Source organism: uncultured Vibrio sp. (assembly GCF_947488985.1).
Taxonomy (GTDB): Bacteria; Pseudomonadota; Gammaproteobacteria; order Enterobacterales; family Vibrionaceae; genus Vibrio.
Genome location: NZ_CANLBV010000080.1, coordinates 1 through 18,146, shown reverse-complemented (window position 1 = coordinate 18,146; position 18,146 = coordinate 1). Strand labels below are relative to the sequence as shown.

Here is an 18,146-nt window from a genome sequence, read left to right as displayed (position 1 = left end):
TACCTTTAACGATCAAAGTTAAAGGTTACGACGTTTATTGAAAGGATTGAATGAGTCGATTTAAAGACGCTTACATTAAAAAGGCTCCTCAAGTGAGGAGCCTTTTCTATATCAGGGTATTTTAGTCTCTGAATTTAGTTAATCAAAGCCGAGCGGAGTAGGTTAAGCCTCTACTGTAACTTTAGAATCGCCGACCTTTTTAAGAGCAGCATAACTAAAGCCAGTGACCGCCGTACCTGCTGCAATCGCCACTAGGTACATAAGTACCGGGGAGATAGCACCCGGGATCAGTAGCACAAACAAGCCACCGTGTGGAGCCATAAGCTGTGCGCCGAACATCATGGATAGAGCGCCCGTTAGTGCACCGCCCGCCATACAAGCAGGGATAACCCGCATTGGGTCTTTCGCGCCGAATGGGATAGCACCTTCAGAGATAAAACATAGACCAAGCACGAATGATGCTTTACCCGCTTCACGTTCACCGGCGTCAAACTTATCTTTCACTAGGAAAGTGGCAAGACCCATACCTAGAGGTGGAACCATACCGGCCGCCATGATGGCCGCCATTGGTGCGTAAGTTTGTGACGCCAGTAGACCAACACCAAAGGTGTAAGCCGCCTTGTTGACTGGACCACCAAGGTCGAAACACATCATGGCACCAAGAACCACGCCCAGAAGAATCGCGTTAGACGTTCCCATGTTGTTTAGGAAAGTTGTCATTGCACTCATCACGCCAGAAACAGGACCACCGACGATGTAAACCATCACAAGACCTGTGAACAAACTCGCGATAAACGGAATGATCAGGATTGGCTTAAGGGCTTCCATAGATTGTGGAAGTTGAACTTTGTCGGCAATGAACTTAGCAGAGTAGCCCGCAATGAAACCTGCTGCAATACCACCTAGAAAACCAGCACCTGTTGAGCTAGCCAGCATACCGCCGATTAGACCTGGAGCCAGACCCGGACGGTCAGCAATTGAGAAGGCAATGAAACCAGCCAGCACAGGGATCATCAGTGCGAATGCAGAACCGCCACCGATGGTCATTAGAGCTGCGGGCAGAGAACCTTCTTCTTGGAACGCTTCGATACCAAATACAAAAGAGAGGGCGATGATCAAGCCGCCAGCCACTACTACCGGAAGCATGTGAGAGACACCGGTCATTAGGTGCTTGTACACGCCTTTCTTCTCGTCAGCAGGCGCAGAATTTGAAGAAGCTGTGTGTTGGTATGTTTTAGCTTCTGCGAACGCTTTTTCCATCTCTTGCTTTGTTTTCTTCAAAGCAGGACTTGTCGTTGTTTTGTAAAGCGCTTTGCCGTTAAAACGATCCAGTGGAACGTCGATGTCTGCGGCGATGATAACTAGGTCAGCGTCTGCGATTTCTTGGTCAGTCAGTTGGTTTTTAGCCCCGACCGAGCCGCGAGTTTCCACTTTGATTTGGTGACCTAGGCGTTTGCCTTCTGCTTCAAGCGCTTCAGCCGCCATGAAGGTGTGTGCAACACCTGTTGGGCAAGCCGTAATCGCAACGATCTTTTTGCTGCCTGTACCAGTAACTTCCACTGTAGTCTCAACTTGAGAAGCGTCTAATACCGTTGCCTCTGCTGCCGCTTTCTCTAGAAATGCTTTTGCATCAGTAGTGCATTCAGAGATAGCCGCTTGGTACACTTTCTTACCGACAAAACGTGTTTTATCAACGTTTGTGTTAGCTGCGATAATCACAACGTCACTGCTGTCGATAGCGTCTTGTGATACTGGCGATTCAGGTAGCACGCTTGATTGACATTCAATAGCGGCGTTCCAACCCAGTACTTTTGTCGCTTGTTCTAACAAGCCCGCGGCGATGATGCTGTTTGCTACGCCACTTGGGCAAGCTGTGATAATGGTAATATTCATAATAAACCTTTTGTCCTATTTGCTTGTGTCTAACTGGCGAGTTGGAGCACTAAGCGCCTGTAATTGGATATTTTGTCGTACTGAATCCAGCTCTTGTTGGCTGGTGATGCCCACGCCTACCTGTGAAACGGCGAGAGCAGATAGGGCGGTTGCGAATTTAATAAGTTCTGGTTTTGGCATCTGTTGCATGTGACCCCAACATAGGCCAGCAACTAAAGTGTCGCCTGCGCCTACTGTGCTCACCACTTGCATACGCGGTGGCTTGGCATGTAACCAGTCACCTTGGTTTAGCCACATCACGCCTTCTGCGCCAAGTGATACCACAATGTTATCAATGCCTTTTTCACTAAGGGCTTGGCCCGCGTGTTGACATTGATCGCGTGTGGTTAACTCTGTATCGAATAGCTGAGATAGCTCTTCATCGTTTGGCTTGATCAACCATGGCTGTGCATTGATACCGGCTTTAAGTGCGTCTCGGCTGCTGTCGAACAACACTTTTTTGCCTAGCTCACGTAAGCGCTGTACCCAAGAAGCGCAAAGCTCTGGTGATACGCCTTGTGGCAAGCTTCCAGCAACCACGAAGTAATCGTGCGTTTCAGCCAGTTCCAACAAGGTTTCTTCAAACGCTTTAATCGCGCCAGCATCAACCGGAACGCCTGGGAAGTTGATGTCACTGACTTGCCCTGAGTTCTCGACTAACTTCACGTTGATGCGAGTAGCACCGTCAACGCGGATAAAGCGGTCAGTTGCGCCTATCTGTTCAAACAGTTGACAGAATGCTTGTTCGTTATCACGGCCAAGAAAACCTGTCACGGTTACTTTAGCACCAAGCTCTGAAAGTACTTTGGCTACGTTAACGCCTTTGCCCGCTGCATGTAGAGAGCCTTTGTTTACTAGGCTAACTGAACCTACATTTAGTGCGTCGATAGCACCTGTCAGATCTAGGGCTGGGTTGAGTGTGATAGTAACGGCTTTGATTTGTTTATCAGACATATTAACTCCTTAACCTTCACCAAGACCGGAAGCGATGGCTTTACCAATCGATTCAAGCGCTTGAGATGCATCTTCACCTTCAGCAACAAACTGAAGCTGGTGGCCATGTTTAACGCCAAGAGCGATAACTTTCATCAAGCTCTTTGCATTCACTTCTTTTCCGTCGCCATCTAGGTTTGAAACGCGGATTGTTGATTCGAATTTCTTCGCTTCAGCAACCAGCATTGCGCCCGGACGAGCGTGTAGTCCGTGTGCGTTTTTGATTTTGAATACTGCGCAGTTGTCATCGCCTTCAGATGCTGTTGAAACCGCTTCACCTTTTAGGAGGCCAATTACTTGTGCAACGTCAGCTGTTAACAGTTGTTGCTGTTTACCTTCGAAAACCATCTTGCTTAGGTTCGCCAGAATTGATTGGTGTGCGCTGTTACAAGCGGCGAATGCTACCAATGCTTTCACTGGTGTGCCTTCATACTCACAATGGTTTGCTGTTGAAACAAACGAGACGCCAGTGCGCGTTACGCCTTTATCACTGCCCAACAACCACAGGCCGTGGCCTAGGTGAGTCGGTGTTTTCGTTACTAGGTCAGCAACGAATGCGTTGTCTGTGCAACCTGTGTTCTTAAGTAGGCCACCCGCAACTGCCGATATTTGAACCATGTCGCTTGCAGGGAACAGTAGTTGAACCAAAGAAGCGTCTAGGTCTGCTTCTAGTTGAACTTCGCCATTAAGTAGGGCGATGATTTCGTCTTCTGATTTCGCTTGCTTTAATTTCTCTTCAACACCGTCTGCCGCAAGAACCTTTGTTAGCTGCTTAAGGATGCTTAAGTGCTCGTCAGATTTCGCTGCAATACCAATTGCTACGTAAACACGGTTACCGTCTGCCCAGTCAATACCTTCCGGGAAGTGGTGTACGGCTACGCCTGTCTCTTTTACTAGGCTACGCGTGTCAGTGGTACCGTGAGGAATCGCGATGCCGTTACCTAGGAACGTAGAGTTCTGGTTTTCACGGTTCAGCATTCCTTTAACGTAGCCAGAGTCAACTAGGCCTTTCGCGGTTAGGTCGCCAGCAATGTTCTGGATAGCTTTGAATTTGTCATCGGCCGTTTGACCAAGAGTGATGTCAGATTTTGATAATTTAAGCATGGTGCCTCTTTAGCGTATCGCTTGAGAATTTGTGTATCGCTACGATTCAGTCTAGAGCAAGATTTATGGAGCTTAATTCTTTGCTTTCTCTTTGTTTTATCTTAGCTGAATCGGTTCAGCATTCAGTGTAAAAAAATTCAGCAAAGCCGATTTTGGTTTTCAAAATAGTTTTGCTGCGTGTCGTCATTCCAGTTTCGTTAATAACGAGAAGTTGGATCACGACAAATGACGCTCAATCCATACAAAAGGATGATTGAAGTCACTTTTCAGATTTTGCTGAATCCTTTCAGCTTTTATACTGAATCGATTCAGCATATAATTCAACTAATCCAAGGATCAGAAGATTGGTTATATGATCCTACGCACAAAATACAGGTCACCCATATGACACTAGATGAAATTGCCAAACTAGCCGGTGTATCGAAAACCACAGCCAGCTATGTGATAAACGGCAAGGCGCAGAAATACAGAATCAGTGAGAAGACTCAGCAGAAAGTAATGGCAGTTGTCGACGAGTATAACTATCGTCCAGACCATGCTGCTTCGTCGCTGCGTGCTGGTAATAGCCGTTCATTTGGTTTGATTATTCCTGATCTGGAAAACAGCAGTTACGCGCGTTTAGCAAAATTGATAGAGCAGAACTCACGTAAAGTGGGCTATCAAATCCTAATTGGTTGCTCTGATGATGACGCTGAAACCGAACGTAAAGTAGCAGAAGCGTTGGTGAGTCGTCGTATCGATGCCTTGCTAGTGGCGAGCTCAATGCCAGACGCCAATGAGTTTTATCTGAAGCTGCAAAACTCAGGCACACACGTCATTGCGATTGACCGTCCGTTGGATGATGAGCACTTTGCCTGCGTGATCAGTGAAGATTTCGAGGCTGCATTTGAGCTGACGCATTCGATTCTTGATGACAGTATTCACAGTGTTGGTTTGATAGGTGCACTGCCTGATTTAAATATCTCACGCGAACGTCAATTGGGTTTTGAAGCGGCAAATAAAGCGCATACTCAACAAACAGGGCTAACCGAAAACAAGCCGATGGTTGTGGGCTATGGTGAACACTTTGATAGAGAATCAGGGCGTAAAATCTTGGAGGAGTGGATTGCACAAGGTACCGTTCCGGATGCGATCGTCACCACCTCTTATACCTTATTAGAAGGGGTATTAGATGTGGTGTTAGAGAAACCAGAGTTGGTCAGCACGGTGAAACTGGCAACCTTTGGTGATAACCGCTTATTGGATTTCTTACCTTTCAAAGTCCATTCACTGCCACAGCAATTTGAAGTGATTGCCGACAGTGCTTTCGCGTTAGCACTAAATGCATCGGCTAAGCGTTACCAAGCGGGTATTGAGCTAGTGTCGAGACGCTTAGTAAAACGAGATTAAACACGGTTATTCAGTAAATTGGTTAGCTGAAGCCTCGCGTTTCGCACGAACTTGTATTTAGCTCGAACTTGTATTTAACCCGAACTTGTATTTAACCCGAACTTGTATTTAACCCGAACTAAGCAATAAGCCCATTTCAACAATAGCAATCATGCCGAGCAACAGGGATAACACCTTCCAAAATTGGATTGGGTTTCGATTGATCAACGGTTGTTTGGCTTTGCGTTTTACCAAATTCTGATTCGGTGTGTAAAGATCTGATACGAAATCCCCCAGCACTAGATGACGTTCGCTCGGTGATTCCGCGCAGGCTTTTTGCAGAACTAAATCAACCCAAGCTGGTATATCGGATCGCTTTTGGGTGAGTGGCTGGTATTGCCATTGATGGTGACGGGTTTGCTTGAGCGACTGCGCGTCCATTTTAGAATAGGGCAGTTGGCCTGTGAGCATCTCATAGCCAATCACAGCGATAGAGAACAGATCTGAGCTTGTGGTTGCCGTATTGTGCTTGATGGTTTCTGGTGCGATGTAGTTCACCGCACCTAACGGTGTCGGGTCTTTCTCTATGTGTTCTCTCTCTTCAAGCCCCCTGATTAATACAGCCCCAAGGTCAATAATTTTTATCTCACCGTCACGCTGTATCATGATGTTTTCAGGTTTTAAGTCTCTGTGCACCATGTCTGCTCGTTGTAATACTCGAATGCCTTGAGTGACTTTATCGAGTATTTCACGCACTTGTTTTAGTGAGGGAGTTGGGTTGTCGTACATCCATTGTCTTAGGGTGATACCCTCTACGCATTCACAAATTTGGTATAAAAAGTTTGAATGTTCGGGAGTTGGGTACACTTTCATTACGCGCTTGTTGTTTAGCAAGATGCCTGCCCATTGTTCATTAAAGAATGCGCTGAGCTGAGCTGGATCGTCCTGGTACTGGACAGAAGGGGCTTTTAGAACAAACTCGGCTTGCGTCTCTTTGTGTATAACTCGGTACACATGGCTTCTTGAACCCGCATAAAGAATCTCTAATATCATGAAGTTATCGATACTTTGCCCGATCTTTAAAGCAGGTGGAATCGCTCTGTTAGAAAGCTTTTCATGAAATTCGATTAACGATGGCTTTGGTAGGTGAGTGACTTCAATAATTAAGCAGCTGACGTTGTCTGTACTATTGTGACTAAGAGCTGTGTTGCAAATCGTTTGGGCCGCGCATTCAAAATCTAAGTTGGGTTGGTCGATGTGCTCTTTGAACGTATTGGGAGAGACAAATTCATGAACGCCATCGGAGGTTAAGATGAAGCGGTCATTCTTTTTTATAGGTAAGGTCTGATAGTCAACATTGAGTTGATTATCCATCCCGAGCGCTCTGGTTAGGTAGTGTTTTTGCCCAATATTTTTACGAGTATGATCTCGGGTTAACTGACGTAGTTCCCCCTCTCTCAATAAGTAAATTCGACTGTCGCCGACATGGAAGATGTGCGCGGTGTTCGATTTTAAAATCACACTGCTAAAGGTGGAAACCAGTGCGTTGTGGTTAATTTGTTGAGCGGGGTGAATATTGGAAAAAGAGCTATTGAACAGCCAAGCATTGAGAGACTTTAAGACTTTTTGCGCCGAACGCTGAATGCTCCAGCTTTGGGGAGTCGCGTAGTAGTCATCAATAAACTGCATTACGGTGGTGTGGCTGGCTTTTTGGCCGTGCTCACTGCAACTTGCCCCATCAGCGATACAAGCAACACTGCCTTTCAGCTCTTGCTCAACGCGAGTTTTAGGGTGCTTGACTATAATAGCATCTTGGTTTTCATCACGCCCCCCTTGATTCGAATACCCACCAAATTTCAGCGCAAGCTGATTGTTGGATTCTGGCACGATGGTTTGTACTTGGCTGAATGAAATGGTCATAGTTAGTCTCTTCTCGCTGGCGTTTAGGGATGATCTGAGTCTGTTAATCATTCTCCGAGAAAAGAACAAAAGCCCTAGTCAACCTAGAGCCCTTGAACGTGGCACCAAAGCGCTGATATAAGCCTTGGAGCTACTCCCGATTAATGATATTGATGCTTATCGTTAGGTTGGTGACTAATTTGAAACATTGATCATCGTGACGCTGCCATCGTCGTTGACTTCAGCAATTTGACCATTAGGCTCTTCCATGAACAGCAGCGTTATAAAGCCAAGTACGGCTGTGGCGGCAATCACTAGGAAGAACACTTGGTAGCTAACAAATGAAAGTACCGTTAGGTAAACCACTGCACCCACGTTACCGTAAGCGCCTGTCATACCCGCAATTTGACCTGTCATACGACGCTTGATGAGAGGAACGGTTGCGAATACGGCACCTTCACCTGCTTGTACGAAGAAAGAACACGCCATTGCAGCGACTACGGCTAACCATACCGGCCATGTGCTGTCTACTTGACCCATCGAAAAGTAACCTGCAGCAAGACCAATCGTTAGAATTAACAGGGTAGGCTTACGACCGAATTTATCTGAAATCCACCCACCACCTGGGCGAGACATTAGGTTCATGAAGGCATAAGCAGAAGCAACCATACCAGCAAGAACCGGCGTCAATTCAAAGGTTTCAGAGAAGAACAGTGGCAGCATAGATACAACCGCTAATTCAGAACCAAATGTTGCGAAGTACAGGACATTAAGTACCGCCACTTGTTTGAACTTGTATTGGTGGATCTCTGGCACTTCTTCTTTAAATACGTTTTTGTTTACTTTCCAAACTTGTGAAACTTCGTACACGTAAAGTGCAGCTAAACCTGCATACACAGAGTAAACCGCCATGTCAGACAACATGTTGATGTTGCTTGGCGACAGTTTCCATGTCAGCAGCGCGAGAGCGGCATACATAGGGATCTTCATGATAAGTAGGAAGAAAAAGTCACCCTTTGATGTCACTTCCATCGCAGTTACTTGAGCGGGTTTGAAGTAAGTTGAACCTTTAGGTGTATCCGTTACGTTTTTATAGAAGATAAACGAGAACGCTAAGCTCATTGCGCCCGTAATACCGACCGCATAACGCCAACCGTCTTCACCACCAAACGCTAGAGCTAAAGTTGGAAGTGTAAATGCCGCCGCTGCAGAGCCGAAGTTACCCCAGCCGCCGTAAATACCTTCAGCAGTCCCCAGTTCATTGTGTGGGAACCATTCTGAAACAAGGCGAATACCGACCACGAAGCCTGCACCAATAAAGCCAAGTAGGAAACGGGCGATTGCTGCTTGAATGAAAGAGTCTGCCAGTGCAAACATAAAACAAGGAATGGAACAGATAGCGAGTAGTGAAGAGTAGACCAATCTTGGGCCGTACCTGTCGGTTAGCATACCAATCGCGACACGCGCCGGAATGGTCAGTGCTACGTTGAGGATCAATAGTGTTTTGATCTCTTCAGTCGAAAGGCCAAGCGAAGTTTTCACCATTTGCAGTAGTGGAGCAAAGTTGAACCACACCACAAAGGTGATGAAGAAAGCCATCCAACTTAGGTGTAAGGTTTTCATCTTACCTGTAAATGAAAGCAGCGAAAATTTTGTGTTATCCATGGTTTAAATCCTTTAAATCTGGAAAATTACCTCGGTTTGAGCACCTGCGTTAGTTCCTAAATTAGAACGCATTATTTACTTAAACCGCTATGCCGATTTGCTGACGCTAGTGACGCTAGTGACGCTAGTGACGCTAGTGACGCTAGCGATGAGCGTGTCGACGTTACTCTTTGTCGATACTGTTTAGCGAGGTTACTGTTCATCGACGAGTTACTAACTGGCGATATCAAGCGGTGCCAGAACTTGAACTTGCTCTCCTTGCTTGCGAACCTCGAACCTCACGAGTTTTAGTTCTGGTTGTTCAAGACATGCGCCTGTTTCTAAATGGTAATGCTGCTTGTATAAGGGGGAAGCCACATAGGGCTCACCACTTAATGAACCAATAATACCACGTGACATGACATTGGCTTTGCCGATAGGGTCGTAATTAGAGAGTCCATACAGTGTGTCGCTGCGCTTGCAGTAAAAAATAGCCACTTGGTTATCCTCTACTTTGGCGCAGATCCCACCGTTTGGGGTTAAGTCCCGGGTACTGCATACGGTTGTCCAATTTTCCATGACTTTCTCCTAGTCGAAAAATGAGTTTTTATTTTTTGTTGATGAAACTGATGAAATTTATGAAACCTCAGTCACTTCGATCTGGTCTGCACTCGCGAGTTTTTTATCGCGTTGTGACTGCGCCGCAGAGTCTTCTTTCGGTTTAGGGAAACGTTGCTCGCGCTCTTTGATGAAAGAGAGGCTAGTGTCCATTTCTTCACTGTTGATGTAGTGCTGGAAGCGTTTCATCTTTTCAGGATTTTCAATGGTGGTTTTCCATTCACACTGGTATTTTTCAATGTTGAGCGCGATGTCGGCTTCCAGTTCTTCAGCAACGTTAAGCTTATCTTCAATCACCACTTGTTTGAGGTATTCAATACCGCCCTCAAGGTTCTCCATCCATACCGATGTACGCTGTAGGCGGTCCGCGGTGCGGGTGTAGAACATCAAAACGCGGTCGATGTATTTAAGAAGTGTGGTTTCGTCCAAATCATTGGCGAATAGGTCTGCATGGCGAGGGCGCATACCGCCGTTACCACAGATGTAGAGGTTCCAACCTTTGTCGGTGGCGATGACGCCAATGTCTTTCGATTGCGCTTCAGCACATTCACGGGTACAGCCTGACACCGCAAACTTGATCTTGTGTGGTGAACGCAACCCTTTATAGCGGTTCTCCAGTCGAATCGCTAAGCCAACACTGTCATCAACGCCATATCGGCACCAAGTGCTGCCGACACACGATTTCACGGTACGAACCGATTTACCGTAGGCGTGGCCAGTTTCAAAACCCGCATCAATCAGCTTTTTCCAGATGATAGGCAGTTCGTTGAGCTGTGCGCCAAACAAGTCGACACGCTGACCACCAGTGATTTTGGTGTAGAGGTCGAATTCTTTAGCGACTTCGCCAAGTACGATCAATTTATCTGGAGTAATTTCACCGCCAGCAATACGCGGCACCACAGAATAGGTGCCATCTTTTTGCATGTTGCCGAGGTAAATGTCATTGGTGTCTTGCAGTTCAATATGTTGATCTTCAAGGATGTAATCGTTCCAGTAGGAAGCCAGAATAGAACCGACAGCCGGTTTACATACAGTACAACCCAATCCATTGCCGTGAGAATCTAACAGTTCATCGAAGGTTTTGATTTTGTTTACACGGATGATGTCGGTCAGCTCTTGGCGAGAATAAGCAAAGTGCTCACAGATATCGTTAGAGACTTCCACACCTAAGTTACTTAGTTCACTATCGAGAACCTGTTTGGCAAGGGCAGAACAACCACCACAACCCGTTGAAGCATTCGTGGTTTCTTTTAGTGCCGCCATAGTGGTGCAGCCAGCAGAGACTGCTTCTTTAATATCGCCTTTGGTCACATCAAAACATGAACAGATCACAGCACTATCAGGCAGAGCTTCAACACCCATTGTAGAGTCAGAATCATCGGCCACATTAGGTAAAATCAGCACTGATGGGTTTTCAGGAAGGGGCATATCATTTTGCTTGATTTGCAGTAGTGAACCATACGCTTCTGCATCACCGACCAATACTGCACCGACAATCTTAGTGCCGTCAGCCGAGATGATCAGGCGCTTATAAATTTGTTCAATTTCATCGTTATAGGTATACGATTGAGCGCCTTTCGTCTTGCCATGCACTTCACCAATACTGGCAACATCGACACCAAGCAGTTTGAGCTTGGTGCTCATGTCTGCGCCGGTAAATTCAGCATCATCAGTACCATCAGAGACAATATGCGATGCTGCAATTTTGGCCATTGAGTAGCCCGGTGCGACCAAGCCGAAAATCTTGTTGTCCCAAAGCGCACACTCACCTATCGCGTAGACGTTATCGATATTGGTTTGGCAATGGTTGTTGATGACGATACCGCCGCGTTCGCCAATCTCTATATCAGAGCTTCTTGCCAGCTCATCTTGAGGGCGGATACCAGCAGAGAATACGATCATATCGGTTTCTAAATAGGTTCCATCGGCGAAGTTCATGCGGTAGCGAGCGTTTTCTCCATCGACAATTTCAGATGTCGCTTTTTCGGTATGAACTTGCACACCAAGGTCTTCAATTTTTCTGCGCAGTAGGGCACCTCCACCGTCATCTAATTGAACGGCCATCAGGCGCGGTGCGAATTCGACAACATGGGTTTCTAAGCCAAGGTTTTTGACTGCGTTTGCGGCTTCTAAGCCAAGCAGACCACCACCAATCACCACGCCAGACTTGCTGTCTTTGCTTGAAAGCTCAATCGCGTCTAAGTCTTCGATGGTGCGATAAACGTGACAATGTTCTTGGTCGTTACCGGGAATAGGGGGAACAAAGGGGAAAGAGCCCGTTGCCAAAATTAGCTTGTCATAACTTTCAACATGACCACTTTCAGTGATCACTTGTTGATTGGCCGTGTCTAGCTTGGCAACTTTCTCGTTTAATAAGTAGTTCACACCGTTGCTTTGGTAATACTCTTCACTAGTGAGTGACAGATCATCAGCACTTTTACCGTTAAAATAAGCCGTGAGTTGAACACGGTCGTAGGCCAGTCTTGGCTCTTCACTGAAAGTGATCACGTCGAACGCATCACTCTCTGATTGCAGTATGTTGTCGATAAACTTGTGTCCGACCATACCGTTACCCACAACGACGATTTTTTTCTTGCTCATAATCCATTCCTTATTCTCGGTTCCACTGTTACTAGCTGTTAATTTCTAGTATTTAGTTAGTGAATGCCGGGTTGAGGTTTTACTCAATTCATAATCATCAAGAAAGCAACAAAATGTTTTTTCCAGTCTGGTTTTTAGTTGAGCAAGGAGGGTGCCAAATTGAAATTTGATAAGATAAATAAAATTTAATCTTTATTTATCATTATTTTAAATTGAGTTGGCAAACGGTATCTAACCCTAAAGGGCTATGTGGTTTTTTTGTTAAATTGATGAAAATGAGCATTTGTGGTGCAACTTTCCGCAAGATGGTGCAAAAATTAAGTTTTTGATTGATTGAGGTTGGTTTGATTTGGTTGTTGATAGGTTAATTTAATTTAAGCTACTGTTTTTATTTGTTAAAGTTGGTGTTTTTTGGTTTTTGATTAAGTGGCGTGTTATTTGCTTTGTATTAATCATTGAAATTATGAATGATTAGGTGGAAATCGGATGACCAATGCAAACAGTGGCTGGATTAAATCGACATGTGCATATTGTGGTGTTGGGTGTGGAATAGAAGCGAGACCAACGTCATTAGGTAAGCTAGAAGTACGCGGTGACAAAGACCACCCCTCCAATTACGGAAAGCTGTGTACCAAGGGGATTGCGCTGGGTGATACCGTGACACCTTTGGGTCGACTCACACAACCCACTCAGTTTCAAGAGCAGCAACAAAAGCTTTTGGATTGGGAGCAAGCGACCCAGTTGGTTGCTGATCGGTTTAACCAAACCATAGAAGAGTTTGGTGCCGATTCTGTGGCGTTTTATGTGTCGGGACAACTGTTGACGGAAGACTATTACGTCGCCAATAAATTGATGAAAGGTTTTATTGGAAGTGGCAATATCGACAGCAACTCAAGGCTGTGTATGGCTTCAAGCGTGGTCGGCCACAAGCGAGCATTTGGTAGTGATACAGTCCCCATCTGCTATGAAGATTTAGAAGAGACCGATTTAGTGGTGATTACGGGCTCTAATTTAGCGTGGTGTCATCCTGTGCTTTTCCAAAGGTTAAGAGCAGCTAAGCAAGCGAACCCAAAGCTCCAAGTTATTGTCATTGATCCTCGCTACACCGACACGTGTGAAATTGCAGACCAGCATTTAGCGATTGAATCGGGCTCTGATGTCGCGTTATTTAATGGCTTACTTTCTTATATTGATGACCAAGATGCATTGGATGAGCAATATATTGATGATCATACCGAGGGGTTCCAACAAGCCATTCGCGCGGCAACCTGTTATCGCTACCAAAAGATGGGTTGGGGTGACAAGTGCGTACCAGAGATCACCGGTATCGAGGAACAAGCCCTAGTGAGCTTTTACCAAACTTTCGTGAGTAGCAAAAAAGTCATCACCATTTATTCGCAGGGTGTGAACCAATCTAGTCAGGGGTGTGACAAGGTTAACGCGATCATCAATTGCCACCTAGCAACGGGTAAAATTGGCAAAGTGGGTATGGGGCCTTTTTCTGTCACGGGGCAACCGAATGCAATGGGCGGGCGAGAGGTCGGTGGTTTAGCCAACACGTTAGCCGCGCACTTTGAGTTTGGAGATCCCCAATCGCATCAAACGGTGAGCGAGTTTTGGCAAACTGAAAACTTGGCAACCAAAGCTGGTTTGAAAGCGGTCGATCTGTTTGATGGCATGTTGGATGGCAAAATCAAAGCGGTGTGGATTATGGCAACCAACCCGGTCGTCAGCCTTCCGGATAGCGCAAAAGTGAGAGCGGCGTTAGAAGCATGCCCATTTGTTGTAGTGTCGGATTGCATTGCTGACACGGAAACCACACGCTTGGCTGATGTGGTGTTACCCGCTCAAGGTTGGAGTGAAAAATCGGGAACGGTCACCAATTCGGAGCGTCGTATATCGAGGCAGCGCCGCATATTGCCAAGCCCGGGCGAAGCTAAGCCCGATTGGTGGATGATTAAAGAAGTGGCTCAGAAAATGGGCCATCAGCATGCATTTGATTATCGCCATGAAGGACAAATATTTGAAGAGTATTGCCAGATGACGAGCCTTGGTAATGCTGATGGTAAACAGAGAGATTTGTGTTTGATTGGTTTAACCAAGCTCGACGACAAAGGTTACAGCGAATTGATGCCTCAACAATGGCCGGTACTAGCGCACCAACAAGATATCGTCAATCAGCGCATGTTTACCGATGGACAGTTCTTTACTGCTTCTGGGAAAGCGCAGTTTGTCGCGGTGGAACATGCTCAACCACTTACAGCTACCTCACCAGACTACCCACTGATCATGAATAGCGGGCGAGTGCGTGACCAATGGCACACCATGAGCCGGACAGGGCTCGCCTCATCACTGGGAGAGCATACCCCTGAGCCTTTCTTAGCCATTCACCCTGAAACGGCTAAGACATTTGGGTTAGATATTAGTAATAATCAGGCTAACCAAGTGGTTAAAGTGACAAGTGCTCAAGGTGAATCCCAAGCGCGTTTAGTGTTAACTCAAGAAATGCGTAAAGAGCAGGTGTTTATGCCCATTCATTGGAATGGAACGACGGCCAAAGACAGCAAACCTTGTGATTTAATCTTACCCAATACCGACTCCAACTCTGGTCAGCCTGAATTTAAACACACCCCTGTAATGATAGAGGCGTGCGATTATCGCAGCGAAGCGGCACTGATCAGTGATAGCGTGGTTGACTGTCAAGCGTTTGATTATTGGGTAAGGCAGAAAGTGGAGGGGGGCTTTTTGTACCGTATTTCATCGTCTAGTAATTCCATGGAGTTGGTGATTCAATTGGCAAACTTGATTGAATCTCAGCAAAACCAAGGCCAACATCGAGTGAAATCGGTGCACTATCATGGCAATAAATCTTACAAAAATTATGGCTCAGTGAAGATAGGAGAGTCGGGGGTTAAGCAAGCCTTTGTCGTGAATAGTCAACTGGAACAAACCAGTATTGACTGGCTGGTAGAATGCTTAACACAAGCAGTTGATGAGACGTTCGAAGCCGAGTTTTTGAGTGCATTGGCGAAGTAGTTATTACCTTTCACTCACCATACCTATAGCAAAAACGCCGACAATCATGTCGGCGTTTTTGTTGAGAATACGACTCTTAAGGTATGACAACTCATAGTCTGAATTGCGGCTCACTCATATATTGGAGCGTTTTCTGCATTTTGCAGAAACTATATGGAAAATTTCTGCTTTTGGTCATATTTGTTGCGAAGACAAGTAGGTAAGATTATGTTATTAAATGGTTTATTAGGCTTAGTCTGAAAGATTTAGATTGCTAGAAGGAATTTTTTCAGGGACAAAATGCAGAATTTTTCCGTCTAATATAGCTGTTATATGCTTTGAACTACCTGGCAGCCCAGTGGTACTGTTTTTATATACAGTTGTGAGTAGTGTTGTTAGAATGCGATAAAAATTTTTCGGACTTTAACAATAAAAAGGACATCAACATGATTTTAAATCACGTTTCAGTAGGTACTTCTGATGTAGCGAGAGCAGTTAAATTTTACGATTCGGTTCTTTCTACATTATTCATCAAACGTGCTCACTATATAGAAAATATTGCTGCTGCTTATGGTGAAAACTTTGAGTTTTGGGTTGGTAATCCTTGTGAGGGGAAAGCGACTTCAAGTAATGGTTCACATATAGCTTTCAATGCCCCTTCTAAAGAGTCTGTTGAACAGTTTTATACCACTGCAATTGAACTAGGTGGTACATGCGAAGGTAAGCCGGGTTTTAGACCTGAGTATGGTGAAAACTATTATGCTGCATTTATTCGAGATCTGGATGGAAACAAAATTGAAGCAGTCATAATGTAGCTTTAGCACGCATATAACAAAGCATTTAAGAGTGATTCGCAACGCTTGGCGTTTTCGCTTCGCTCAAGTATAGCCAAGCGCTGCTCACACCTTAATGTGGCGTTAGTTTGCAAAGGGCAGAAAAGCATTTTCGGTCTAAAAGCTGGCTCTGTGTCTTTGCTATTCACCTGTTCGTTTTCCAATCTTTATCATCGTAGTTCTCATCACGCGTAGTGAGTTTTTCGTTTAAGTGATTTACGCGTCATTCAATTCTTCTACGTTAGTAAGGTTCTTTTTTACAAGTTCTTTAGCGCTGCTTCTTTGGTGTTTTTAGGCAATCACATTTTTTCAAGGCTTGGCGGGTGTGGCAGTAAGCACCTTCGAAAGTCTTCTTTGCCAAGTTTGTTTGGTGATTGGGTTTGAATTTCGAACTATTCATTTTACTTGTGGGTTCAAAGCCAGTAGTTTTGTAACCAATTCAGCATCTTGGCACTAAGCCCTTGGCTTCATCGCGGTGGCAAACTAACAAATTGCTTAAGGCGGACTGCTAACGCTTGGCATTTTCAGTTCCAAATAGGTTAGTGATTAAGGTGTGTTGCTTAAAGTTAAGTGCGTGTTAGCAGCCACTTAGCAAGGCGTTAGAAATTTTAGGAAAACTTGGCTTACTAGTTTAAAGGACAAGAAAATTGGAGATTTTTGATTTAAAGAAAGTGTTTACTCCGGCGAAACCCGCTCGTGTTACCTTTGTAGAAAGGAAAAAATTTAATGATGACATGGTAACGGCACTCGAACTCCCTGGTAATCAGTTAATAGTATATGGGCATACAGGTTCCGGTAAAAGCACGTTGGTAGAAAACTTACTTCATCGAGTCTACGAGAAACAGATTACTACAAACTGTATGAAAGGAATGACATTTGAAGAAGTGGTAATAGATGCATTCGATGAGTTAGAAGAATTTTACGTAGATGAAATCACTAACAACATGAAGACATCTATTAATGGGCGTACACAGGCTAATTACTTAGCTATAAAAGCTCAAATTCAAGCCAGTATTGAGAGCGGGTAAGCTCATAAGCAAAAGCGTTATCTTCCTCCTCAACTCACACCGCAAAGATTGGCAAAACTACTAGGTGAAGCTGGGTACTGTTGGGTTCTAGAAGATTTTCACAAAATTGAGGGGGAAGAGAAAGAAAAGCTTGCTCAAATGATGAAAGTTTTCGTTAACTTGTCAGATAAATATGAAGACTTAAAAATTGTTGCTATCGGTGCTGTAAATTCTGCACGAGAGGTAGTTGAAACTGATGCCGAAATGAATACTAGAATTTCAGAGTTTCATGTTAAGTTAATGGATGACGAAGAAATTCGTCAAATTATTGAAAAAGGATGTGATGCTCTCAATATAATTATTCCAAAAAACTTGCAAGATGACATCATTCATTATTCAAATGGTCTTGGCTCAATTTGCCATAAGTTATGTTACTACATGTGTGATGCTGCTGTAATACGAAAAACAATTTCTCAACCTGTTGAGTTTAATTATAGTGACCTTAAAGAAGCCCTTAAACGTTATATAAAAAGTGTTGAAGATACGATTAAGAAATCATTTGATCGAGCGATGAAAATTTCTTCGGTTGAAAACACACTTCGTATTATGGCTCATCAAGAGCAAGATGGTGCTCAAATTGATGCTCTATTAGATTGGGCTTCTGAACATCGTATTAACATATCTAAGAAAAAACTCAAAACTGATCTAGATAAGCTAGAGACAGAGGCGTTTGGGGAGCTAATTAAGTTTGATGACAACTCTTGGAAATATAGCTTTTCTAACCCCTTCTATGGGACGTTTGCGCTAGCTTATTTTGAAGAGCAGGACAAGAAAATGCGTTCAGCGAAGAAAAAGTCTGATAAGGAAATGATGCAATTATTAAATGAAGCATTCAAAGCCTTTTCAAGTCAAGTTGCCCCAGAAGACGAAGAGTAAAATTTCTAACAATCTGTTTAAGAGTGATTCGCAACGCTTGGTATTTTTGCTATGCGTTGCGTTTAGTGTTTAAGGTGGTATGCGGGGGCTTCGGTATTGCGTTGCTCACACCTTAACAGGGCTACATGGATTCCCCCGGTTGTCAAACATCCGCTAAACTTATATTGATGGGTTTTGGACTGCCGCTCTACATTCG

At 44.7% G+C, this 18,146-nt stretch carries 12 protein-coding genes; 5 read left to right on the top strand and 7 right to left on the bottom strand.

The features are described 5' to 3' along the window. Positions 1-162: 162 nt before the first annotated feature. Genes fruA through fruB form a run of 3 tightly spaced genes read right to left on the bottom strand, consistent with a single transcriptional unit; the run spans position 163 to position 4,029 of the window. The gene (fruA, locus tag Q1A70_RS15105; RefSeq protein ID WP_299693241.1) at positions 163-1,893 is read right to left on the bottom strand and encodes a PTS fructose transporter subunit IIBC; all 1,731 of its coding nucleotides are present in this window, start codon (positions 1,891-1,893) and stop codon (positions 163-165) included. 15 nt (positions 1,894-1,908) lie between these two features. After that, the gene (pfkB, locus tag Q1A70_RS15100; protein WP_299693236.1) at positions 1,909-2,886 is read right to left on the bottom strand and encodes a 1-phosphofructokinase; all 978 of its coding nucleotides are present in this window, start codon (positions 2,884-2,886) and stop codon (positions 1,909-1,911) included. A gap of 9 nt (positions 2,887-2,895) precedes the next feature. Next, on the bottom strand, positions 2,896-4,029 hold the full coding sequence (gene fruB / locus Q1A70_RS15095) for a fused PTS fructose transporter subunit IIA/HPr protein (protein WP_299693233.1): 1,134 nt from the start codon (positions 4,027-4,029) through the stop codon (positions 2,896-2,898). A 384-nt stretch (positions 4,030-4,413) separates the two neighbouring features. Here fruB and cra point away from each other — a divergent pair, with 384 nt between their 5' ends. Further along, positions 4,414-5,418, top strand: a complete 1,005-nt coding sequence (gene cra, locus Q1A70_RS15090) for a catabolite repressor/activator (RefSeq protein ID WP_299693230.1) — start codon at positions 4,414-4,416, stop codon at positions 5,416-5,418. 108 nt (positions 5,419-5,526) lie between these two features. Here cra and Q1A70_RS15085 read toward each other — a convergent pair whose 3' ends face one another. The 4 genes from Q1A70_RS15085 to nirB all read right to left on the bottom strand — a co-directional run bounded on the left by Q1A70_RS15085 (position 5,527) and on the right by nirB (position 12,159). Further along, positions 5,527-7,317, bottom strand: a complete 1,791-nt coding sequence (locus Q1A70_RS15085) for a bifunctional protein-serine/threonine kinase/phosphatase (RefSeq protein WP_299693228.1) — start codon at positions 7,315-7,317, stop codon at positions 5,527-5,529. Positions 7,318-7,491: 174 nt separating this feature from the next. Further along, entirely contained in the window at positions 7,492-8,961 is a 1,470-nt protein-coding gene (locus tag Q1A70_RS15080) for a NarK family nitrate/nitrite MFS transporter (RefSeq protein WP_299693225.1), read from the bottom strand. 213 nt (positions 8,962-9,174) lie between these two features. Then, complete coding sequence (gene nirD, locus Q1A70_RS15075; protein ID WP_299693221.1) at positions 9,175-9,519, bottom strand: nitrite reductase small subunit NirD; 345 nt, start codon at positions 9,517-9,519, stop codon at positions 9,175-9,177. Positions 9,520-9,576: 57 nt separating this feature from the next. Then, positions 9,577-12,159, bottom strand: a complete 2,583-nt coding sequence (gene nirB / locus Q1A70_RS15070; protein ID WP_299693217.1) for a nitrite reductase large subunit NirB — start codon at positions 12,157-12,159, stop codon at positions 9,577-9,579. Positions 12,160-12,645: 486 nt separating this feature from the next. Between nirB and Q1A70_RS15065 the strand changes: the two genes are divergently transcribed. From Q1A70_RS15065 to Q1A70_RS15050, 4 genes are all read left to right on the top strand, one after another. After that, on the top strand, positions 12,646-15,195 hold the full coding sequence (locus Q1A70_RS15065) for a nitrate reductase (protein WP_299693214.1): 2,550 nt from the start codon (positions 12,646-12,648) through the stop codon (positions 15,193-15,195). Between the two features lie 425 nt (positions 15,196-15,620). Then, positions 15,621-15,989: a VOC family protein gene (locus Q1A70_RS15060; protein ID WP_115340103.1), complete on the top strand. Its 369-nt coding sequence runs from the start codon at positions 15,621-15,623 to the stop codon at positions 15,987-15,989. 665 nt (positions 15,990-16,654) lie between these two features. Beyond that, positions 16,655-17,035 (top strand): hypothetical protein, encoded by a 381-nt coding sequence (locus Q1A70_RS15055; protein WP_299693205.1) that lies wholly within the window; start codon positions 16,655-16,657, stop codon positions 17,033-17,035. A gap of 48 nt (positions 17,036-17,083) precedes the next feature. Further along, complete coding sequence (locus tag Q1A70_RS15050; RefSeq protein ID WP_299693202.1) at positions 17,084-17,950, top strand: hypothetical protein; 867 nt, start codon at positions 17,084-17,086, stop codon at positions 17,948-17,950. The last annotated feature ends 196 nt before the right edge of the window (positions 17,951-18,146 follow it).